The organism is Acinetobacter sp. TTH0-4 (assembly GCF_015602665.1).
Lineage (GTDB): Bacteria > Pseudomonadota > Gammaproteobacteria > Pseudomonadales > Moraxellaceae > Acinetobacter > Acinetobacter albensis.
This window is the reverse complement of sequence record NZ_CP059079.1, coordinates 478,548-501,947: the sequence shown is the minus strand read 5'-3', so window position 1 is coordinate 501,947 and position 23,400 is coordinate 478,548. Positions and strand designations below refer to the sequence as shown.

19 protein-coding genes and 1 tRNA gene are annotated in these 23,400 nt (G+C 38.9%); 8 read left to right on the top strand and 12 right to left on the bottom strand.

Annotated features, from left to right (window positions below; genetic code table 11):
* Positions 1-25: 25 nt before the first annotated feature.
* On the top strand, positions 26-910 hold the full coding sequence (locus H0S58_RS02390; protein ID WP_195727545.1) for a hypothetical protein: 885 nt from the start codon (positions 26-28) through the stop codon (positions 908-910).
* Here the strand turns inward: H0S58_RS02390 and H0S58_RS02385 are convergent, their stop codons facing one another.
* The 9 genes from H0S58_RS02385 to H0S58_RS02345 all read right to left on the bottom strand — a co-directional run bounded on the left by H0S58_RS02385 (position 911) and on the right by H0S58_RS02345 (position 10,868).
* On the bottom strand, positions 911-1,945 hold the full coding sequence (locus H0S58_RS02385; RefSeq protein ID WP_195727027.1) for a glycosyltransferase: 1,035 nt from the start codon (positions 1,943-1,945) through the stop codon (positions 911-913).
* Positions 1,942-2,721: a glycosyltransferase family 2 protein gene (locus tag H0S58_RS02380; RefSeq protein ID WP_195727544.1), complete on the bottom strand. Its 780-nt coding sequence runs from the start codon at positions 2,719-2,721 to the stop codon at positions 1,942-1,944. Before H0S58_RS02380 ends, H0S58_RS02385 begins: the two co-directional genes overlap by 4 nt.
* Positions 2,715-3,470, bottom strand: coding sequence for a polysaccharide deacetylase family protein (locus H0S58_RS02375; protein WP_195727026.1), 756 nt, complete (start codon positions 3,468-3,470; stop codon positions 2,715-2,717). Before H0S58_RS02375 ends, H0S58_RS02380 begins: the two co-directional genes overlap by 7 nt.
* Positions 3,467-4,495, bottom strand: coding sequence for a glycosyltransferase (locus H0S58_RS02370; RefSeq protein ID WP_195727025.1), 1,029 nt, complete (start codon positions 4,493-4,495; stop codon positions 3,467-3,469). The genes H0S58_RS02375 and H0S58_RS02370 overlap by 4 nt, the downstream gene beginning before the upstream one ends.
* Complete coding sequence (locus H0S58_RS02365; RefSeq protein ID WP_195727024.1) at positions 4,496-5,389, bottom strand: ELM1/GtrOC1 family putative glycosyltransferase; 894 nt, start codon at positions 5,387-5,389, stop codon at positions 4,496-4,498.
* An 89-nt stretch (positions 5,390-5,478) separates the two neighbouring features.
* Entirely contained in the window at positions 5,479-6,405 is a 927-nt protein-coding gene (locus H0S58_RS02360) for a branched-chain amino acid transaminase (RefSeq protein ID WP_195727023.1), read from the bottom strand.
* A gap of 34 nt (positions 6,406-6,439) precedes the next feature.
* Entirely contained in the window at positions 6,440-9,199 is a 2,760-nt protein-coding gene (gene glnE / locus H0S58_RS02355; RefSeq protein WP_227592251.1) for a bifunctional [glutamate--ammonia ligase]-adenylyl-L-tyrosine phosphorylase/[glutamate--ammonia-ligase] adenylyltransferase, read from the bottom strand.
* A 67-nt stretch (positions 9,200-9,266) separates the two neighbouring features.
* Positions 9,267-10,538, bottom strand: a complete 1,272-nt coding sequence (locus H0S58_RS02350; RefSeq protein ID WP_195727021.1) for a sensor histidine kinase — start codon at positions 10,536-10,538, stop codon at positions 9,267-9,269.
* Between the two features lie 243 nt (positions 10,539-10,781).
* Positions 10,782-10,868 (bottom strand) — tRNA-Leu (locus tag H0S58_RS02345).
* Positions 10,869-11,060: 192 nt separating this feature from the next.
* Here H0S58_RS02345 and queA point away from each other — a divergent pair.
* The 7 genes from queA to secF all read left to right on the top strand — a co-directional run bounded on the left by queA (position 11,061) and on the right by secF (position 18,587).
* Positions 11,061-12,098 (top strand): tRNA preQ1(34) S-adenosylmethionine ribosyltransferase-isomerase QueA, encoded by a 1,038-nt coding sequence (gene queA, locus H0S58_RS02340; protein ID WP_195727020.1) that lies wholly within the window; start codon positions 11,061-11,063, stop codon positions 12,096-12,098.
* Positions 12,099-12,124: 26 nt separating this feature from the next.
* Positions 12,125-13,153, top strand: a complete 1,029-nt coding sequence (locus H0S58_RS02335; RefSeq protein ID WP_195727019.1) for a hypothetical protein — start codon at positions 12,125-12,127, stop codon at positions 13,151-13,153.
* A gap of 27 nt (positions 13,154-13,180) precedes the next feature.
* Positions 13,181-13,747 (top strand): LemA family protein, encoded by a 567-nt coding sequence (locus H0S58_RS02330; RefSeq protein WP_195727018.1) that lies wholly within the window; start codon positions 13,181-13,183, stop codon positions 13,745-13,747.
* Between the two features lie 339 nt (positions 13,748-14,086).
* On the top strand, positions 14,087-15,217 hold the full coding sequence (tgt, locus tag H0S58_RS02325; RefSeq protein ID WP_195727017.1) for a tRNA guanosine(34) transglycosylase Tgt: 1,131 nt from the start codon (positions 14,087-14,089) through the stop codon (positions 15,215-15,217).
* A 103-nt stretch (positions 15,218-15,320) separates the two neighbouring features.
* Positions 15,321-15,650 (top strand): preprotein translocase subunit YajC, encoded by a 330-nt coding sequence (yajC, locus tag H0S58_RS02320; protein WP_053579609.1) that lies wholly within the window; start codon positions 15,321-15,323, stop codon positions 15,648-15,650.
* 52 nt (positions 15,651-15,702) lie between these two features.
* A complete protein-coding gene (gene secD / locus H0S58_RS02315) occupies positions 15,703-17,604 on the top strand; it encodes a protein translocase subunit SecD (RefSeq protein ID WP_195727016.1) in 1,902 nt (633 codons plus the stop codon).
* Between the two features lie 11 nt (positions 17,605-17,615).
* On the top strand, positions 17,616-18,587 hold the full coding sequence (gene secF / locus H0S58_RS02310) for a protein translocase subunit SecF (RefSeq protein WP_053579607.1): 972 nt from the start codon (positions 17,616-17,618) through the stop codon (positions 18,585-18,587).
* Between the two features lie 253 nt (positions 18,588-18,840).
* Here secF and H0S58_RS02305 read toward each other — a convergent pair whose 3' ends face one another.
* The 3 genes from H0S58_RS02305 to H0S58_RS02295 are packed head-to-tail and all read right to left on the bottom strand — an operon-like array spanning position 18,841 to position 23,399.
* On the bottom strand, positions 18,841-21,147 hold the full coding sequence (locus tag H0S58_RS02305; RefSeq protein ID WP_053579606.1) for a RelA/SpoT family protein: 2,307 nt from the start codon (positions 21,145-21,147) through the stop codon (positions 18,841-18,843).
* Positions 21,148-21,164: 17 nt separating this feature from the next.
* The gene (rlmD, locus tag H0S58_RS02300; protein WP_195727015.1) at positions 21,165-22,568 is read right to left on the bottom strand and encodes a 23S rRNA (uracil(1939)-C(5))-methyltransferase RlmD; all 1,404 of its coding nucleotides are present in this window, start codon (positions 22,566-22,568) and stop codon (positions 21,165-21,167) included.
* Between the two features lie 6 nt (positions 22,569-22,574).
* Positions 22,575-23,399, bottom strand: a complete 825-nt coding sequence (locus H0S58_RS02295) for a 3'-5' exonuclease (RefSeq protein WP_195727014.1) — start codon at positions 23,397-23,399, stop codon at positions 22,575-22,577.
* Position 23,400 lies beyond the last annotated feature (1 nt).

Below are 23,400 nucleotides of genomic sequence, written 5' to 3'. Positions count from 1 at the left end.
TAGTTTTTTATATTTTTCCTTGGCAATGAAACGCATCTTCTTAAAAAAATGGTACAAATACCAACAGAATCAACAGGCCAAAAATTTTGACTCACATTGGTATATTCGTTTTGGTTGGCTTAATGAGCCCTTAAATAATCAAAATCAATTAACTCATTTATTCGAAATTCATTCTCCCCAAAAATTTACTTTTGCCGATTGTTTTTATATACAAAATGATGATCGTCATTTTATCTTTTTTGAAGAGGTCGATGATCAACACCCTGTTGGTTTTTTATCGGTTTTAGAAGTCTTTAAAGATGGTACCTATACAGAACCACAGACGATTTTAAAACTGGATTACCACCTGTCTTATCCCTGTGTATTCAAAGTTGAAAATGACTGGTATATGATTCCTGAAACCAGTGCCAACAAAACCGTTGAACTTTGGAAATGTAAAGATTTTCCGATGCAATGGGAGAAACATTCAAACCTTTTAGAAGGTATTGAAGCTGTTGATACAACGCCTTTTTATCATGAAGGCATGTGGTATTTATTTACCTCAACACGGCGCAATTGTAAAAAATTTGGTGATCGTTTAGATTTATTTTATACCCATCATATTTTGCAACCTGATTGGAAAGAGCATCCTAAAAATCCGGTCTGCACAGGCCAACAACAATTCCGCATGGCAGGTAAACCATTTGTCTATGACGGCAAACTGGTACGCCCGAGTCAAGATTCATTAAAACGTTATGGCGGCAATATTGAACTAAAAGAAATTATTAAATTAAGCCCCACTGAATATCAAGAACAGTTATTCGAGGTTATTTTACCGCATTGGCATAGTGAAGATGACGGCTGTCATACCATTAATGCTGAAAATAACTTTGTGGTTCTCGATGCTATTCGTCTTACACCTAAAATGTAATTATACAGACAGCAAATGCTGATAAACCTGTAGTGTTTGCTGTGTCATGGCTTCAACCGTTAACTCCGCTTTAGCACGGGAAAATAAAGGCTGAAAATCCAATTGTGATGTTTGATTTAGGGCATTTTCAATAGCAGCCTTTAAACCTTGCGCATCCCCAATATCGGCTAAATACATCTCAGGCAACCATTCAATAACCCCATTGACTTTGGTTGACGCCATAACCTTATCGCTTTGCAGCGCTTCCACCATGACCAAAGGGAAACCTTCCCGATCTGAAGACAACGCCACAACATGGGCAAGTTGCAGTAAATCACGTGCATCGGTTCTAAAACCCAAAAATGCGACCCGATCTTGTATCTGTTGTTGGCTAACTTGTGCTTCCAGTGATTGGCGTAAAGAACCATTACCTACAATCCATAAATTTGCATCAATTTTCTGCATCGCCTGAATCAGTAAAGCAATATTCTTCACTGACTCTAAGCGACCAATACACATCACTATTTTTTTATTGGAATCTAAGTTTGGAAATTGTGTTTCAATGCTTTTTTTTAAATTTAGTTTTTTATCAAGGGATAAGATAGGTTGTGGATAAACCCCATTATAAACCACCTTGGCTTTACTGACTGGAATGCCTTGGGTCAATGCCTGACTTACTGCAATCACGGCATCACCCACTAAATAGGCAGACTTATTCTTTTTAGTACCATGTATTGTGGTCACAATTTTAGCATTCGCTAAATATGGATGAATTCGTGCGATTAACTCAGACGCTTTACCTGCTTGAGCATGTACGATCTCGGGTTGAATTTGATTAATCAAACGCTTTAGCTGCCAAAGTAAAACAATATTCCAACGGCTACGCGAAAAATCAATTGCATGAAATCGAACATTTGGATTAAATTTTTCGGCATAGCATGGATGCGCAATAATATGCACCTCATTAAATAAAGAGAGTTCATTCACAAGGTTAAACGTGTGTTGTTCAAGCCCTCCTATACCGCCACTGGTGGCTAAAACCTGAACAATCTTCATCTCTCATCTCTATTATTTTTTTTAGACTGCAAGTGCTGTTCAAATAGCTTGGCTTCTTTTAAAAAAGCATAAAAAGCATTGATCATGCTATTTACAAAACCACGCCAACCATTCAAACAACTACGTCGAATAAAATACGACTTTAAGAAGGTGACAGGCATCACCAAAGTTAATTTTAATACACTCGGTTTTTTACCTTTCTGAAATTTTTCAGCGGCTTTTAAGTTGGAGTATTGGTTATTTTTTTCAACTTTGACAAAAATACTCGACTCACCATAGTGATAAATATCACCGCTGGCACGAACACTTATCCCTTCAACAATCACATTTTCATGCACTTTATTGGCAAGATCATACTGTCCTTTACTTTTACGGAAAAAGCGCACTTTGGCATGTTTTTTCGTATGCTTACTATTCGGTACAGCTAAAAATACATCATTAATCGGGGTAATTAAAGCATCAATATGATTGGCTTGAATAGTTGCTTCAATCTCGTGTTTGAGCTCATCAGATAAAACTTCATCACCATCTAAATTCAGTACCCAATCTTGCTGACATTGTGCCAAAGCGAGACTTTTTTGGGCTGCATAACCTTGCCAATCTTGATGGCTAATGCTTACATTTGGAAAGTTTTGGGCAATTTTATAGGTATCATCGGTACTACCTGAATCCAAAATAATCACTTCTGCAAAATCAGCAACACTATTTAAAGTGTCTTCAAGCCAAGCCGCACAGTTCAAAGTGACGATATAAACACTACATGAAATACTCATAATTTATAACGTCCTTTGGCTAAAGCAATCCGCATTTGCACCGCATTCATTGCCCCATGGGTACTGACGCGGGGAATATTAAATTGATTTAATTCAGTATAGGTTTCAACTTTTTTGCGTGTTGAGACGGCATTTTTAAAGCCAATCTGTTTAGCCATTTGTTGATGTTTTTCATTAAAACGCCCAAAAGGATAAGCAAAACTTGAGCAATGTCCAACCAACGCTTCAACATCATGTTTGGAATTTTGCATCTCTTGATAAGCTTCATTATCACTTAATTTCAGTAAGTTCACATGATGCTGGGTATGTGCGCCAAACTCAATTAAACCTGATTCTGCCATTTCGCGAATGTGTTCAGGCGCTAATTTTTCAATGCCTTCAATTTGCGTGGCTAAATAAATGGTCGCTTTGGCATGATATTTTTTCAGTAGCGGATAAGCATATTGATAATTATCCAAAAAACCATCATCAAAAGATAACGCTACAACATTTTTTTGCCCCCGATACTGATCGAGTTCAGAGACAAAACAAAAACGAGTTTCTTTTTTAGCCAGATATTGCAGTAACTGTTCAAACTTTTGTGGGGGCATATTCATCCCCGAGGCGGCTTCATGGGGTGTAACTTGATGCAGCATCACAATTCTAGGTAACTTCGCACCACGAAAAGGTAACCAGAAAGTATAGTTACCTAAGAGATAGAGCATCGCAGCCAGAGCCATTATGCCAATCACCATATAAAGCAGCCACATCATGCATAAACCTCATTTGCCCATTCATAGGCTTCAGACAAAGGTTGATCAAAAGTCACCTCAACCATGAACTGTGTAATCCGTTTAGCATTGAAACTGGCGCGTGTTTTATTCCAACCCGCTTCGGCAATACGTTTCGCACCTTCAGGATGTGCAGCATAGAATTGAATTTTTTCAGCTAAATCGAACTGATCATCAAAATAAACCACTTCTTGTTCAGTATATAGTTGATCGAAGCCTGGAATGCGTGGACTAAACGTCAATAAACCATTGCCTGTGAGTTGCACAATTCGGTCTGAACTATACAAAGTCACATCATTTTTGCGTGAATAATTTAAGCCCATACGCGATTGGGCAAGAACTTTGTAATAGCCTTTTCCATACACTCCGGGTTGCTCAAAACAACCATAGTATTGATATTGAATATGATTATTTTTTAAAATATCGGCTAATTCTTTTAAGAACTTTTCACGCTCAGGCTCTTTATACACGACACCACAGAAAATAAATTCTTTATCAATATTGGTCGATTCAAATTGTTTTAATTGTTCAACATTACGATGTCCAACATTCGGCATATACGCCACTTTTAAATGCGGTTGCTTGAGTTTTTCAAGATACTTACCGCCCGTGGTACAAAAAATTGCATCCAAATAAGGTGAAAATTCACGAACAAAGCCCAGTTTATGCTCTAGATACAAGGGATCGACATACCAAAAAGCTATTTTAGTTTTTGGATAGTGTTGCTTAATTTTTTTTAAAACCTCTGGACTCATTAAGTCACTATGACCAATCAGCACTAAATCTGGTTCAATATGATCCACAATTTTTAAAATTTCTTTATTGGCCCAACTTGCACCTAATTTTTTAGTTTTAAAGACCGTACCCATTCGCGCCATATCACGGAAACTAAAATCATAAACAAAATGGCCATTCTCAATGAGACCAGCGGAAATCTTACGGTCTGTACAATAAAAATGTGCACCTTGTTTATTAAAACCAAAGTTTGCGATATGTAAAATTTTCATCTAAAAAACATCTCTATGTTTTAATAAAATATCAGCGACGCGAGACGCTTCATCCAATTTTAAATTTAATAATTTAATATGCTGTTTATCTAATAGATCATTAGATAAAAGCTGATCTAATAATTGGGTAATTCTATCAGATTTCAAACGGTCTATTTCAATGATTCCTACTTGACAACCTGCGGTCAAAGCCTCAAAAATCATCGAAACACTATCTTCTGTCACCCAAACGGTTTCTGCTTTTTGCATTTCTTCAAACACCCACCCTTGTGGCGTATGCTCAACTGGAAAAATCTGCAATTTTGAATAAATATTTTGCTGAGCCAACGTTTCCAAAAACGTATCAGGTGTCCGTCGTGAAGTGGTTAAAATAAACGTTGCGTGAACATTATTTTCTACTAGCCGCTGAATACTCGATAAAACTTTTTCATCATTCCATTGATGTCGCTTAGAATTTCCACCTAATGCAATTAATATTCTATTTGGTTGATGACGATTTTCATTCACAATCGGATTTAAAGCCCCTTGTGTGGTAATGACATGCATAGACTCTTTCACACGATCGTGTTGTGGAATAATGGCATAATCAAACCAATTCACTGGAAAGTTAGGTTTCATCATAATCACAGTTTTGGCTTTAGGGTAAACTCTCCCCAGCAATAAAACACGTGCTTGGGTATGACTCCCCACTCCAAAAATATAATCTGGTTTTTTTTCAAATAACCCAAAGCGTCCTGCCCATATCGCTTTTAAAAGTGAAAAAATAGACAGTTCCTGTATAGATATTTCTTGAAAAGTCACTTCAATATTGCTTTGCCGCTGCATCGCTTTATACAATCCTACAGCTTGTGAACGGTGCCCTGCTTTACAATCACTCACATAGACAATATGCATAAAAGTGTCCTAAAAAGAATATAAACTCAAATTTCAATCAATAAAAAAGGCGAAACTATTGTTTCGCCTTTTCATCTTAACCGATCAGCTTATTTTACGTAAGTTAACCAGTGTGCATATTTAGGGTCTTTACCCTGAACTGCATCAAAGAATGCTTTTTGAATTTGTGTGGTAATTGGACCACGTGAACCACAACCAATTTCACGATCATCATATTCGCGAATTGGCGTTACTTCAGCAGCTGTACCCGTAAAGAAAGCTTCATCACCAATGTAGAACTCATCGCGTGTAATACGGCGTTCAACCACTTCATAACCTAAATCTTTGGCAATGGTGATAATCGTTTGGCGAGTAATACCGTCGAGTGCACCACCTGAGATATCAGGTGTATGCAATACACCATCTTTCACCAAAAATACATTTTCGCCAGAACCTTGACAAACATAGCCTTGTGGATCCATTAACATCGCTTCGTCATAACCCGAATGAGCCACTTCCTGATGTGCAAGAATAGACAAGGTATAGTTACCCGAGGCTTTTGCCTTACACATGGTCACGTTTGGATGGTGATGAGTAAATGATGAAGTTTTAACGCGAATGCCTTTTGCCATCGCTTCATCACCAAGGTAAGCACCCCAGCTCCAAGCAGCAACAGTGGCATGAATCGTATTATCCGTTGCAGCAATACCCAATTTTTGAGAACCGATAAAAATGATTGGACGTAAATAGCATGATGCTAATTTATTTTCACGCACCACATCAATTTGGGCTTGCTCTAATGTTTTATGGTCAAATGGAACTTTCATTTGATAGATTTTTGCAGAGTTAAGCAAACGTTTTGTATGATCCTGCAAACGGAAAATCGCGGTTCCATTCGGAGTTTCATAGGCACGGACACCTTCAAACACACCCATACTATAATGCAAGGTATGTGTTAGGACGTGAATTTTTGCCTCACGCCAATCAACCATTTGTCCATCTTGCCAAATAAAACCATCACGATCAGCCAAGTTCATGGCGCACTCTCCATTTTTTTATACACAGTCATGTTTATCCAATGCAAATAGTTGCAGTTGGATCAATTAATCTTTGCCATAACTTGCAAACGATCACGCGGGTATCGTGCCAATCCGCAGCATTCACTTGCATGGATTGATTTGCAAGTGCTAAACGGTGGCTCTCGGCTCGTTCACTGAGATAAGCTTGAATCAATGCGGTCGCATCGTCACTGGATAAGCAACTGGCTTTTGCGGCATCTTCAAGGATTCGTACATTGTCGGAATAATGGGCGAGATCAGGATTCGACCCACTCCAAGCTAACACCGCATACTGTGCCATAAATTCGATATCAACGATACCACCCGCGTCCTGTTTTAAATGAAAAATTCCATCTTTTTGCTGTTCTTTGGAAGAGCCCAAATGGTCTTTCATTTTTTGACGCATTTTAAGCACTTCTGCGCGAACTTTTGTTTCCTCTCGCGGTTGAATTAAAATCCGACAACGCAGTAATTCAAATTTTTCACGCAGACTTTGTTCGCCCGCAATCGAACGTGCCCGTACCAAGGCCTGATGCTCCCATAACCACGCACTTTTCAACTGATATTGTTCAAAAGCTTTTAAACTGGTCACCAATAAACCCGCTTCGCCAGAGGGACGTAAACGGGTATCAATTTCATAAACTCGTCCATCTAAAGTTTGCGTGGTCATTAAGGACATAAATTTTTGTCCAACTCGCATGGCAAACTCAAAACCACTAATTTGCTTGGTTCCATCGGTATCGCCCTGCTCACTCATATAGTGAATAAACACCAGATCTAAATCCGAACCGTAACCCAGTTCAATTCCACCCACTTTGCCATAACCGGCAACCACAAATGCCATATGATCGAGCGAACAACGCTGTCCTTCTGCATCCAGCGGATAGCCATGTTTTTTTGCTGTGATTTGATAAGCTAAGTTCAAGGTCGCATTCACCGATACTTCAGCAATATCAGTCAAGGCATCAGACACTTTCATCAGTGGGCTTTCAGCCAATACATCACTTGCAGCCACAGCTAAAACATTAGATTTTTTAAATAAACGCAATACTCGCATCTGATCTTCAACTTGATCAATTTCAATCCGTAATAATTGCTGACGTAAAGAATCTTCTAAATCTTTGCGTCGAGGCAATTCAAAATCCATCGATAAAAATTCATCAAGTAAAACAGGATAATGAGTCAATTCTTCACATATCCATGGACTCACAGTCGCCATTTTGACCAAGCGCTGCAAGGCTCCTTTACTTTCAATCAGCATCACCAAATACACAGTACGCCGCATCACCGACTCCACTAAAGGCATTAAGCGCAGCAGTGCAATTTGTGGTTTATTGGATTGTAAAATAGCTTCAATCAAATGCGGCCAAAAGGTTTTTAAACGTTGTACTGCTTTTGCGGGCAATTTTTTTAAGGCATGCCCATGCCAGAATTCATGAACCAAATTTTTAGCACTTGCATCCAACACGTTATCTAATTGTTTTTCGAGTTGGCTAAAACTTTCTAGCTGTGGATCAGGTTCTTTTTCTTTAATTAAATGTTCAAACTGATAAATGACTTTGGCACGTTTCTGATTGAGAAAAGAAATAAACGCCTCCCAATCATTAAAGCCTAAAGTTTCAATCATGCGATGGCGTAAATCTGGTTCACTTGGTAAGGACTGGGTTTGTTGATCATTCAATGCTTGAATGGCATGCTCAACACGACGCAAGAATAAATATGCATCTTCCAACTCAGTCACTGCATCCGCTTCGAGTAAACCAAACTCACCTAAATGATGCAGACTAACCAAGCATTGACGGTCTTGGAGTTCAAATTTAGCTCCCCCATAAATCAGCTGAAAGACTTGCACAATAAACTCAACCTCGCGAATTCCCCCTGCACCAAGCTTAATATCATCTTCAATATTACGTCGTAATACTTCACGCTCAATCATGGCTTTCATTTCACGCATGGCTTCAAAAGCAGTGTAATCAACATATTTTCGAAACACGAAAGGTCGTGTCATATCGAGCAGTTCTACACCTTCTTTTCCACCCGTCACAATACGCGCCTTAATCCAAGCATAACGCTCCCATTCGCGCCCATGCTGACTTAAGTATTTTTCTAATGCCACGTGGCTAATCGCCAAAGCTGAACCATCTCCCCACGGACGCAAACGCATATCTACCCGAAAAACAAAACCATCTGCAGTCATGTGATCCAGTAGATAAATCAGTTTTTGCCCCCATAAAATACAAAACTGCTGTACATCTATGTCTTTACGTCCATTGGTTTCTCCTTGTTCATCGAAGGCAAAAATCAGGTCAATGTCACTCGAAAGATTCAATTCTTGTGCGCCCAATTTCCCCATTGCAATCACAATTAAGTTTTGCATTGCCCCATTGTATCCAATCGGTTCACCATGTTTAGCAACTAATGGGATACGGGCAAAATCTTTGGCAGCACAGATAGCAGCATCAGCAAAGTCTGAAAGCTCACGTGTTAATGTGACGACATCGGTAAGTTGATTTGCATCTTGCCAAATCCAACGAAACATCAGTCGCGCACGTAGAATACGAATTTCTCGCATCCATACAGTTTCATCGGTAATTTGATGCAAACAGATTTGAACGGAATTTTGAATTTGAGTCGTGCTTAACGGACTTAGAAATTGGTCAACAGCATAGTCTTGTTCTAATAAAACTGCGTGATTTCCCAATACCAACTCGGCATATTGGCTCGCACGTAATGTTCTATGCAATTGTTCCGCATTCATTTTCACATCTTCCACTTGGTTTTTTCTATTTATAGCAGTTGAAAATGAATGCGTGGAAAATAAATCTTAAATTTTATGTTTTTTATTCAAGAACAACGTGTTTGATATTTTCTACTGACAAAGCTTGATGCTCATTCAAAGCCAGCGGTAAAGACACCTTAAACGTAGTTCCTTCACCTTCTTTAGACTGTACGGAAATTTTACCCTGATTCAAGTCGACAAAGCGTTGACACAAAACCAAGCCCAAGCCCATGCCTTTTTCACCTGCCGTACCTTTAAAACTTGCTGTTAGCCGCGGTTGAAAAAGTGCATCAATTTGACTTTGCGACATACCCAAACCCGTGTCCTGAATATAAATATTGACGGTATATTCAGACTTCTCTGCACGAATGGTGACTGTACCCGAACCATCGACATAGGTGAATTTCAGCGCATTTGAAACTAAATTTTGTAAAACAGAAGTTACCATATTGATATCGGCATAAACTTTTAAATCATCTGGCACCAAATCAATTAACTGAATATTTTTCTTGATGGCCAAAGTATTCAAGACATCAAAAACAATTTTAGAGGACTGTTTTAAATTAAAATTGATTGGGTGATACACAAAACGGCCACCCGCTGCCATTGCCCAATTTAATAAACTTTCTAAAAGGTTATAGGTCGATTGTGATGTATCGAGTAAATAATCGGCAATACTCTGAATATTGGTATCATCGAGCGTATCGCGTTCCTGTGCCAGAACTTCACAAAAACCAATTAACCCATGAAAGGGTGCACGTAAATCATGGGCAATAATTTGAAAAAACTTGGTTTTACTGATATTTAAAGCAGATTGTTGCTCATACATTTCTTTTAATTGTGAATGTTCTAAACCCAACTCAATTGACTGAATGAGGCTTGCAGCAAATTCTTGAACAAACTCTAAATTTTGATCATCAAAAGATTTTAACTGATCATCAAATAACAAAAATTGGCCAATCGATTCTGTTTCATTGATTTTTAAATCAAAAGCCATAATACGTTGATGAGGTACGCCTAAATCCTGCACATGTTCAGAAAATGCTGCATAATTCTGATGTTGCTGGGTCAGAACACTTTGCCCATCAAAAAACGAGAGTAAGTTGGCTTCTTTTTTCGTATGAAATGCTTTAAAACAGTCAGAAGAAGAATACCAAATGTAGGGTTCATTGTGAAAAGCAAGAAAACCATTCTGGGCATCTAACATTTTGCAGGCAGTTTTTAAAAAACGATCAATACGATTATCTGAAGTAAATACACCCAGCAATAATGATATTTGACATGCACTGAGCTGCTCAGTTTCTAAGCCTATTTCAAGTAACTGCATATTCATCTCGGCCTCGTCAAACTGTTTTACTTTTTATGGATAAAAAACCGAACTCTCACCTTAACTGTATTAACAAATTTTCACATAAATTACAATCAAAAACAGTGTAAGCAGATTAAGGTGAAAAATTTAGTCAGATTTATTTTGTATTGATCATTTTCACTATATTTGAGTTTTTTAAATTTAGTAAATTTTTCATTAGGCCAATAAAAACCCCAAACCTTTAGTGCGGGTTTGGGGTTTTGAATCTGGTCCCGAGGGTCGGACTCGAACCGACACGTCATCTCTGACAGCGGATTTTGAGTCCGCCGCGTCTACCAATTTCACCACCTCGGGAAAGGGGCTGCAAGCTGTTAACTTGTGAGGCTATATTACTATCAAACTTTGAATTGTCAATTATCCAGCCTCATCAATCGTTCACTTTTAAAGCAAAATCAAAAACTTTGTCTTAAAAAACGCCAGATATGATCTTGTATTGCTTTTTCAAGACTATAATACAGCTGTTTTTTTTATTCTTATTTAGTGAAAATGCAACTTTCTGACTTTAACTTCGCTCTCCCTGATGCGCTCATTGCTCGCTACCCTTTAAATACGCGTAGTGCTTCACGTCTTTTACACTTAGATGCTCAAGGGCAATATCACGATGGTCATTTTACCGATATTTTGAATTTACTTGATGCAGGTGATTTACTCATCCTTAACGACACTAAAGTCATGAAAGCGCGTTTAAAAGGCAAACGTGCAACAGGCGGTGCAGTAGAAGTTTTAGTTGAACGCATGCAAGATAAATTTATTGCGCATTGTCATATTAAAGCCAGTAACTCCCCTAAAGCAGGTGCTGAACTTTTTGTAGGTGAAGACGAAATAAAAGTAACCATACAAGGTCGTCATGAAAATTTATTTATTGTCGAATTTTCACAACCGATTTTAGATGTACTTGATCAGTATGGTGCTTTACCCATCCCACCTTACTTTAACCGTGAAGCAGAAGAAATTGATACAGAACGTTATCAAACTGTGTTTAATGACCCAACCAAACTGGCCAGTGTTGCAGCACCGACGGCGAGTCTACATTTTGATCAGAACTTACTCGAAAAATTAGAAGCCAAAGGGATTCAGAAAACTTTTGTCACTTTACATGTCGGCGCAGGCACTTTTTTACCTGTACGTACCACCGATATTGCCAATCATATTATGCACAGCGAATGGTGTGATGTTCCAGAACACACAGTTGAATTGATTCGTCAAACCAAAGCACGTGGTAATAAAGTCATTTCAGTGGGCACCACTGCAACACGTGCTGTTGAAAGTGCAGCGCAAGCCCATGGTGGAAAACTCGCTGCATGGACAGGTGATACTCAAATTTTCATCTATCCCGGCTATCAATTTAAAGTCATTGATCGTTTAATTACCAATTTTCATTTACCAGAATCCACCTTGTTAATGTTGGTTTCTGCCTTGTCTAATCGTGATGCTATTTTGAATGCCTATCAGCATGCGGTAGAAGCACAGTATCGCTTCTTTAGTTATGGCGATGCCATGTTAATTGATCAAATCCATCCTTAAACTTTACTGATAAAAAGAAGCAGACCATGCCGCTTGATACTGTTAGACAGTCCATTCATATACGTCGAAAGAAAAATGAACGGGTTTTTAGTAATATTACGCGGCTTTGGGAAATTGGGCGTAAGGCACAAAGCCATCAAGATATTTTAGATGCACTTCACCCATGGAATGCCCCGATTATACTTAAATTTGAAAATGTCTTGCCGTTATTTTTGGCTGCCACAGGCGTATTTTTTATTCTCATTTTATGGGTCAATCCAGCGAATATTTGGACCCAAGTAAGCTGTTTTTGTGGATTGATGATGGTGTTCTGGGCTTATATCAGTTATGAAGACAAAGCCCCGATCCATGAAGTTATACAATTTTTAGAACAACAAAGTATAGCTAAAAAATATCAACTGGCCTCACATCAACAACCACAACATATTTCCATTCCATTGCAACCCGTTTTATTTATTGCACATTTAAAACGTTTGTTCCCTGTATTTAATCAGGGCAGTATTTCCAATCATTTCCCCTATTACGCCAGCACCATTTGGACAGATGAAAATGAGCAGCAACACCAAGTCATGGTTTTTCAATATCATTATGTCAATGAAGTCCGAGTAAGGGATAAAAATGGGAATGATGTCAAAGTTAAAGAAATACATAAAGATTTATGGGGCGTGTTTATTTTTGACATAGCCATACAAGGGCTTGCTGTCACCACAGGCAACAAAACTTTTGATCATTCTTATCGTTTTCCTTGGCATACCAGTGATATTCAAACCAATCAAAAACTAAATATTTTTGGTAGTGATGAAATGCAAACCGCTAAATTACTCACCCCTGCCTTTGTGTTAAAACTGGCTGATTTTTTTGAGCAGCGTCAAGGCGATCTCATGTTTCATCCTACCCGTTCTACTTTGTGTTTTTTAGGTCCTTTGAATTTATTTAAAATTTCGACTCAAGCAAAAAATATTCAAGATATTTCGACATTACGTGGACACTTACGAACTTTTAAATTACCTTATCTTGAAAGATTACAAGATGATTTAACGCATTTTTTAAAATAGAAAATATTTATTTTTGGGGAAATATTGATGGGACTGTTGATTTTTTTCGTCTTGATCATTGCAATAGTCATTACCTGTATCATGATTCGTAACAATATTGTACGTCATCATAATGCGTCAATTCGTGCATGGTCTGATGTTGCTACCTATGAACGCCAGAAAATTAAAATTTTGGACGATTTACAACCACTTGTGGAACAATATTCGAGTTTTGAACAAGGTACTTTAGAAAAAGTGACCGAACTACGTCAAAATATTTTAAACCTAAACATCAATAGCGCAGATGTTTCTCAATTACAGCGTATTGAAAGCCTAAATAAAGAGTTGATGCGCAGTTTAAATGTAGTGGTTGAAAACTATCCTGAACTAAAAGCCAATGAAATTTATCTTAAAATGATGAGTGAAATTGAAGAACAAAATGAAAATGTTGGTGCAGCCATTACCATCTTTAACCGTAATGTAGAGCTCTTTAACAATCACATTCAAATTTTCCCAAACAATATCGTTAACACCATGACATTGGGTAAAAAAGCCATTCGCCCTTTTCGTGATCATGCTGCAACTCAAAATTTTGATTATCGTCCTAATTTTTAAGACATCAGACTTCTTATTTTTCGATTCTGAGAAAAGCAAGAAGTTTCCTCTTTTATACCAATATTTTCCTATCTTAATTCCCTGCGATTCAATTATTTATACTTAACTTATTCGAATTTACTGCAACCAAAAACCTTCCACTCTAAACTACTTCCTGATTTTTCAATAAAATAGTCACCCATCATCTCTTCTGTTTACAAAGAAAATATTGAGTTAAAACTCGACAACACTGGTGTTTATCTGCGTAATCTAGGAAAATAGCGAACTTTTAGCAGCGAACTGTTTATTCGCCTTTGCACTGGAAGTAAGACAGTGCTTTGCTCTCGTTCAGGATAATGTATGAAGTTTGAAAAACTAGGTCAGTCGGGTCGTGCCCGTCGTGGTCGTTTAACGCTTGAACATGGCGTCATTGAAACGCCTGTATTTATGCCAGTCGGTACTTACGGTACAGTCAAAGGCATGTTGCCGCGTGACATTGAAGATATTAAAGCGCAAATTATTTTAGGTAATACTTTTCACCTTTACTTGCGTCCTGGTCTAGATGTGATTCGTGAACATGGTGGCTTACACAAATTCATGAAATGGAACAAACCCATTCTCACCGATTCAGGCGGCTTTCAAGTTTTTAGTTTAGGCGCTATGCGTAAAATCAAAGAAGATGGCGTAACTTTCCGCTCTCCAATTGATGGTTCAAAAGTCTTTTTATCCCCTGAGATTTCAATGGATATTCAATATACTTTGAATTCTGACATCGTGATGATTTTTGATGAATGTACGCCTTACCCAGCGACCCATGAAGAAGCGCAAAAATCACTACAATTGTCACTTCGTTGGGCAAAACGCTGCAAAACACAGCATCATGAGATATTAAAAAATAAAAATGCCTTGTTTGGTATTATCCAAGGCGGCATGTATGAAGATTTACGTGACGAATCTTTAAACGGTTTAAAAGAAATTGATTTTGATGGGTTCGCGATTGGTGGCTTGTCCGTTGGTGAACCGAAAGAAGAAATGATTAAGGTTCTAGATTATCTTCCTGTAAAAATGCCTGAAGAAAAACCACGTTACTTAATGGGTGTGGGTAAACCAGAAGATATTGTAGAAGCCATTCGTCGTGGTGTAGACATGTTTGACTGCGTCATGCCAACCCGTAATGCACGTAATGGTCACTATTTTGTGACAGATGGTTTGGTTCGTATTCGCAATGCCAAATTCCGCCATGATCAAAGCCCACTCGATCCACATTGTGATTGTTATACCTGCCAAAATTTCACGCGAGCTTATTTATTCCATTTAGAAAAATGCGGTGAAATGTTGGGCTCTATGCTTGGAACTATTCACAATTTACGTTATTACCAAAGATTTACCCAAGATATTCGTGATGCCTTAGATAATGGTACTTTTGATGCTTATGTTCACGATTTTTATGCACGTCGTGGTCTAGAAGTTCCGCCTTGTCCTGAAGATTAATCTTTCAGCATTTGCGCTGAGGAAAAAGACAAGGTAAATTGCACAGCAAGTCCGTTTATTTATCATTAAGTTGATTATACATTTTTTAGTTTAGGAAATTGAAATGAGCCTTTTTATTTCTACTGCACACGCAGCAGGTGAAGCATCACAACAACCCGGTCTAATGACTAACCTTTTAATGATTGCCGTTTTTGTTGCAATTTTCTACTTCTTAATCTGGCGCCCACAGGCAAAACGTGCCAAAGAACACCGTTCTTTGGTTGAAAGTTTAGGGCTAGGAAGTGAAGTGGTTTTTGCTGGCGGTCTTATGGGGAAAATCACTAAAATTGAAGGTGATTTTGTCGTGGTTGAATTAAGCCGTGGCGTAGAAGTAAAAGTTCAACGCGCAAGTGTGATTTCAGTTTTGCCTGAAGGCACTTTAAATAACTTTTAATCAAAAAAAAGTCGTGCCCTAGCACGACTTTTTCATTTTAAGAAGAAAACAAATGCGTTACCCAGCATGGAAATATCTGCTGATCATTGTGGTCTTGGTGATTAGTACATTATATGCCCTGCCTAGTTTGTATCCAGATGAACCTGCTGTTCAAATTTCGGGTGCCAAAGCTGGTACCCAAATTGACCAGAGCATCGTACAAAAAGCAGAGCAATTATTAAAAAGTGAAAGCATTCCCAGTCATGACAACAGCTTTAGTAATAATGCTGCCCTTTTACGTTTAGACTCATCCGAAGCACAGTTAAAAGCCAAAGAAGTCTTACGTCGTGGTCTTGGTGATAATTATGTTGTTGCACTGAATCTTGCGCCTACCACACCAGAATGGCTACAAAAAATTGGTGCAAAACCAATGAAGTTAGGTCTAGACTTACGTGGTGGTGTTCACTTCTTACTTGAAGTGGATATGGATAAAGCCATTAGTCAGCGTATGGAAACCTCAGCAACAGACTTACGTCGACAGTTCCGTGACAACAAACTGAAATTTAACAGTTTAGCCTTAAATGCCAACACCATTACTGTACAGTTTGCCAATAATGCTGACCGTGATGTGGCTATGGACTTCCTACGTCGTAATGGCAATGAGTTTACACAACAGGCTATTGCAGCTAGCTCTGGTTCCACCTTACGTTTGAACTATACCGATGTACGCAAACAAGAAATTCAGTCGTATGCTGTTAATCAGAACTTAACCACGTTACGTAACCGTATTAATGAGTTAGGTGTTGCCGAAGCTTTGGTTCAAACTCAAGGTAGTAATCGTATTGTGGTTGAACTTCCAGGGGTTCAAGATACCGCTGAAGCAAAACGTGTTTTAGGTCGTACTGCAAACTTGGAATTCCGTTTAGTTTCTGACTTAAATGACCAATATATTGATCCGTATACGGGTAAATTGAATGGTCAAGCATTACCACCAGGTACAGAAGCGTTTGCTTATGAATCCATTGAGAGTGGTCGCCAATTATTGTTAAACCGTAATCGTATTTTGACAGGTGAGCGTGTACAAAATGCATCCTCTGGTTTTAGTCAAGATTCGGGCGGCGCTGAGGTTAACATTACCTTAGACAGTGCTGGTGGCAAGCTGATGGCTGATGCAACCCGTAATGCAGTGGGTAAACGCATGGCAGTATTGTTTATTGAAAATAAACAACGAATTAGTTATGTCCCAGATCCTGTAACAGGTGCACAGACAGAAGTACGTACCCCTTATGCAGAATCTGTCGTGATTAATGCTGCTACTATTCAAGCTGTACTGGGTTCACAATTCCGTATTACTGGTCTAGATTCACCACAAGAAGCGGCTGAACTTGCCTTAATGCTTCGTGCAGGTGCGCTGGCTGCACCGATGTACTTTGTAGAAGAACGCGTAGTCGGTCCAAGTCTTGGTCAAGAAAATATTGACAAAGGTGTACTCTCTACCCAAATTGGTTTCATTCTCGTGGCCATTTGGATGGTGGTTTTCTTCCGTCTATTCGGTCTTATTGCGAATTTTGCCCTTGTGGTTAACTTAGCAATGCTATTAACGGTGATGTCTTGGATTGGCGCCTCTCTTACCCTACCGGGTATTGCAGGTATCGTTATTACCATTGGTATGGCGGTCGATGCCAATGTTCTGATTTGTGAGCGAATACGAGAAGAAATGAAGTGGGGTGCATCGCCCAAGCAAGCGATTGTGGCGGGTTATGATCGTGCCTATAACACCATTTTTGACTCGAATTTGACTACATTCTTGGTCGCTTTCATTCTATTTGCGATTGGTACAGGTCCGATTAAAGGCTTTGCCGTGACCTTAATGATTGGTATTGTTTGTTCAATGTTTACAGCGATTACTGTTACTCGTGCAGTGGTACAACTCATTTATGGCAAAAAACGTAACTTGAAGAAGTTGAGCATTTAAGGAGATCTACAATGACTGATATGACTCAACCCGATTCTAGAAAATACGGTCGTCCAGATGATGAACGGGTCATTCCGTTTATGAAAATTGCTAAACCAGCAGCAATTTTCTCCATCATTTTGACCATTGCCAGTATCTTTTTTATCACCACCAAAGGGCTTAACCTCGGTTTAGACTTTACGGGTGGTGTTTCTGCCGAGTTGAATTATGCACAAGCGGCTAGTCAAACTGATGTGGTTAAAGCCTTAGACCAAGCTGGTTTTAAAGATGCAGTCGTTCAAACGTTAGGAAGTAATAAAGACCTTTTAGTGCGTATGCCAGTTCAAGATATTGAAGTGGAAGATTTGAGTAATGCTATTACCAAAGCCGCTCAATTACCGAATAACCCAGCCCAAGTCCATAAAGTTGACTCGGTCGGTGGTCAGGTGGGTAATGAACTCTATGTTCGCTCGGCAGGCGCGGTCGCTTTGGCCCTCATTTTAATGTTGATTTACGTGACCATCCGTTTTGAATTTAAACTCGCGATGGGAGCAGTACTTTCATTATTCCATGACATTATTGTCGCAGTGGGTATTTTTGCGATGATGCAATGGCCATTCGACTTAACGGTTCTTGCCGCTATTCTTGCCCTGATTGGTTTTTCACTGAACGATAATATTGTGGTATCGGATCGTATCCGTGAAAACTTCCGAAAAATTCGTGGTGCAGAGCCTGTTGAAATTATTAATATCGCTTTAACCGAAACGCTCCGTCGTACCATCCACACCTCTATGACATTAATGCTGGTGGTTGTTGCAATGATGCTTTTGGGCGGTGATGGTTTGAAATGGTTCTCGGTGGCAATGTTTGTCGGGATATTTGTAGGTACCTATTCTTCTATTTATATTGGTACTGCTTTTGCCTTATGGCGCGGGCTAAATCGTCAAGACTTCATTGTTCAGGTTAAACCTGAATTTGAAGAGGAAGAAGAAATTCCGAGATAAAAATCTTGGACAGCTGTGCCTAATAAGCAAATAAACCCCTTCATTTGAAGGGGTTTATTTTTTGAGCCTCTTTCTTTTAAATTCGACTAAAAAATCTTATCTCTATCCTGTAGTATAAAAATAGTCATGTGAACACAAACTAAAATCTAAGAAATAAAAAAGTCCCACGTTCAAGTGAGACCTTTTCCATTCATTTCACACGATGAAAAAACAAACTTTATAGCAATTTTCTCATCTGCACTTCATCTCTAGCTTAATTGCCCTGCACCACTCGACGTGCACTGATAATTCCTGGTTGCTGCTCTAAACGCGCCAATAAGCGTGACAATTGTGCCAGACCTTTGACTTCAATCAAAAGCTTCATATTCGCAATTCCATCGGACTCCGAAATGGTATTTACTTGACGAATATTGATTTGATCAGAAAAAATCACTTGCGTTAAATCTTTAAGCAATCCACGACGATCGTAAGCCTCTACTACAATCTGTACACTCTGACCACGTGTTGGCTGCATTTCCCAGTCAGCTTCAACTGCACGTTCAGGCTCCTGAGAAATCATACGCACATAGTCAGGACAAACAACTTGATGAATACTCACACCACGATTTAAAGTGATATATCCACCAATCGATTCACCATGTACAGGTTGGCAACATTGAGCCACATGCAATTCCACATTATCTAAACCATCAATCAAAATGCCATGCGCAGACAACGTATGACTGGCGCGTGGATTTAATGTCGGTTTAAGTACCAGTTCGGGCTCATCTTGCCCCAAGTGCATATGTCGATTGACTTGATTAATCAATGAATGCAGACTTAAGTCTCCATTGACCAATCCAATCAGAATATCTTCACCCAATTTGACATTAAAATGATTGCAATAATCATTTAAATCAATGCTTTTTGGATGAATAGCCAAACGTAAAAGTTCTTTGTTGAGAATATCACGTCCAACTTCCAAATTTTTACTGCGATCTTGTTGTCTAAACCAATGACGCAGTTTGTCACGTGCACGCGAGGTTTTGATATAACCGAGCGAATTAACCAGCCAATCTCGATTTGGTTCACGATCTTTTTTAGTTAAAATTTCAATTTGTTCGCCAGTTTTGAGCGTATAGGTTAAAGGTACATAACGCTGATTGACCCGTGCCGCATAACACTTATTCCCTACTTCAGTATGTACATGGTAGGCAAAATCTAAAACGGTTGAACCACGCGGTAATTCTTTAATATCTCCATCACGGCTAAACACATAAATTTTTTCAAAACCTTCCAAGTCCTGAATTTGCTCAAAACTTTCCTCTTCAGAATCTGATTTATGTGCACTGGCATCATTACGTTCTTGGTAATGTTCTAAAACCGCACGTAAAGAATGCAAACGATGATTAAAAGAATGGTCGGTATTTTTTCCGCCTTCTTTATAATTGAAATGTGAACAAACACCCAGCTCTGCTTCCTCATGCATCGCCTTAGTACGAATTTGTACCTCAAGCGATTTATTTTCTGCAATCACAGCTGTATGTAATGAGCGGTACCCATTGGGTTTAGGATTGGTAATATAATCATCAAATTGATGTGGAATATGCCGCCAAATTTGATGTACGATACCCAGTGAGTGGTAACATTCAGGCACATTTTTAACCAAAACACGCACAGCACGAATATCATAAAGCTGATCAAAACTCAGATCTTTACTTTTCATTTTTCGATAAATCGAATAAATGTGTTTTACTCGGCCATTAATTTCAGCTTCGATATCATAGTTTGCCAGTTCTTTTTTGAGCTTATCAATTACAAACTGAATATATTGTTCGCGCTCTAAACGTTTTTCATTCAAAAGAGAGGCAATTTCTTTATAACGCTCAGGCGCTAAATAACGAAAAGCTAAATCTTCAAGTTCCCATTTTAACTGGGCAATTCCCAAACGATGTGCTAATGGTGAGTAAATCGTGAGAATTTCGCGTGCTACCCGTTCCTGACGTTCTTTAGAAGAATTGGCCAGTTCACGTAATGCATACGTCCGTTCCGCAAGTTTAATCAATACTACCCGAACATCTTCCGTGACAGAAATCAGCATTTTATAAATGCCGTTCAAATGTTCTCTCTGATTATTATTGAAATGATCTTCTAGACGTTTGTTTTTCTCAATCAGTTCTGAAAGTTTACCCATAGCCAGTGTGCCTTGGACTAAACTATGAACTTGCTCTCCAAAATGATTCCGCACCTCTTCAAGGGTCATCACACCTTCACGCACACTACGATATAGCATCGCAGCGGATAAAGTATCTTCGTCAACATGCAGATGGGCCAAAATATCCGCCATTTCAATACCGGTATAAAAAGTATTTGAACGGTGGTTTAGCCTCGACTGTAACTCTTTGTGTAACGTCAAATGCGCAACTTCTTCGAGTTGTTTAAGGGCTGCGTCATCTAATATGCCACGTACACGATCTAACCATTGCGTCAAATCTTGTCGAGCTTGTTCGGCATGCTCTACAGTCGCTTCCTCAGACAACTCATTGAGTCGTCCTGGAAGTTGTTCACGTACTGTGACCATACCCTTCTCCTACCTCTTTACTTATCATATTCTAAATCGTTTATTTGATTGTCTTTTTCAAATAAGGCAATAGATTCGACATGTCCAGTGTGAGTAAACATGTCCATTACCCCAGCTTTTTTTAATCGATAACCTTGTTTCACCAATACACCAGCATCCCTTGCCAATGTTGCAGGATTACATGACACATAAACGATTCTTTTTGCACCAAATTGCGGTACATAAAGCATTATTTCTTCTGCACCTGAGCGCGGAGGATCAATCAATAATGCATCAAATCCTTGATTTGCCCAAGAATGATGCGAACAATCTTTTGTTAAATCTTGTGAATAGAAATGGACATGATCAATATGATTGCTTTTCGCATTTTCTTGACCGCGTTGTACCATTTCTTCACTTCCTTCAACCGCAATCACTTCACCGGTCGAACCCACGCAACGTGCAAGTGGTAACGAAAAATTCCCCAACCCACAAAACAAATCGAGAACACGTTCTCCTGCTTGCAGTTGAAGCAAATCACATGCCAGTTTGACCATTTGTGGATTAACTGTCGAATTCACTTGAGTAAAGTCGAGTGGATTAAAAGCAAAATTTAAATTAAATTCATCCAACCGATAATGTAAACGCATTGCAGCGTGAGGATCATCCACACGATGCAAACTATCGCTACCTGTAGGTTGCAAATACAGTTGCCATTGTTTACTTAACGCAAATTGTTTCAATTGGTTGACATCGTCTGGTGACAATTTGTCCAGATGGCGCACCACCAGTGCAATATCATTATCACCCATTGCTAATTCTATATGACCAATGCTGCTTTTGGCTTTTAGACTTTCGAGTAACTGCCTAAGTGCCGTAATAGAACAAAACTGCTGATCCAAGATCATACAGCGATCTATTGAAGTCAATTTATTGCTTTGATTTTCACGAAAGCCCACGATTAATTTATTTTGGGCGGGAAAATAACGTACCCCAATTCGGGCTTTACGACGGTAGTCCTGACGTTCTGAACGTAAAGGCGCTAACCACTGTTCAGGCTGAATACCTGCAAAATGTTGCAGATGTGACTTCAAGACCTCTTGTTTAAGTCTAATTTGTTCATCCTGTTGAATATGTTGCATATTACAGCCCCCACACACTGTAAAGTGTGGGCACTCAGGTTGAATACGAATAGCAGCAGGTTCACTTAACAACTCAAGATAATCTGCTTCTTCTAAACGTTTTGCCACATGGGTAATTTGCGCTTTTACGGTTTCGCCTGGCAAAGCGTAGCGGATAAATACCTTTTTACCCTGCTTCTCACTGGGATGATCAGGATGTGTACCGTAGTGTGCAATTCCTCGTCCTTCATGGGAAAGTGACTCAACTTTAAAAGTATAAATAGGATGTTGAGTTGGACGTGGCTTGCTTCTCTGTTTCATGAATACCTAATGTGTAGGAAAAGAAATAAAATCAACGGCTGTAAATTCAGTTCGCTGCGATGTGTCACGCCAAATAGCTAAAAAATCTGCATGTTGAGCTTGAGTAGATAAAAATTGAATGGTCTGTTGAACCAAATCACGGTAATCATTGAGTAAAAGCTGACCTTTTAACAATAACCACCGCAAATATACCAACCAAGTATTTAATACATCAGCTTCGCAATAACTGGTCAATTTTTGCCATTCTTGCTGATGCACATATTCGGGGACATGATAAGCACCATCACCGCGTTTACCTGGATAGCCGAGTAAATGCGCAACATCATCTAATTTCTGGAAATGGCGACCATTAAACATCGCCATGATGTCCATTAAATCGACATGTCGATGATGATAACGATTCTGATAGTTATTATAGCGCTTTTGCTGATCTATTTCGCCCTGATCGAACAAACTTGGAGCAGATAAACCATGATACATGGCACGAAATAAAATGACGGGCAAATCAAATTGCGAACCATTCCAACTCACCAGTGTAGGATTGCGCTTATCAAAAATAGAAAGAAATTTGGTCAAAATTTCAGATTCACTATGTTGCTCTCGGCTAAATGAAAATATTTTCATACTGCCTTGTTCATCGATCCAGAAACCAGAAATACAGACAATTTCATGTAAAGCCAAACGCTGAAAATCTGTTCCCGATTCTTGACGACGTAATTTCATCAACGCTTGCGCCAAATCTGCCTCTGGCAAATCTAAACCAAATAAATGCGCTCCCGATTTTAAATCGGTCAGGGTTTCAATATCGAAAACTAAAACAGGTAAGCGCATA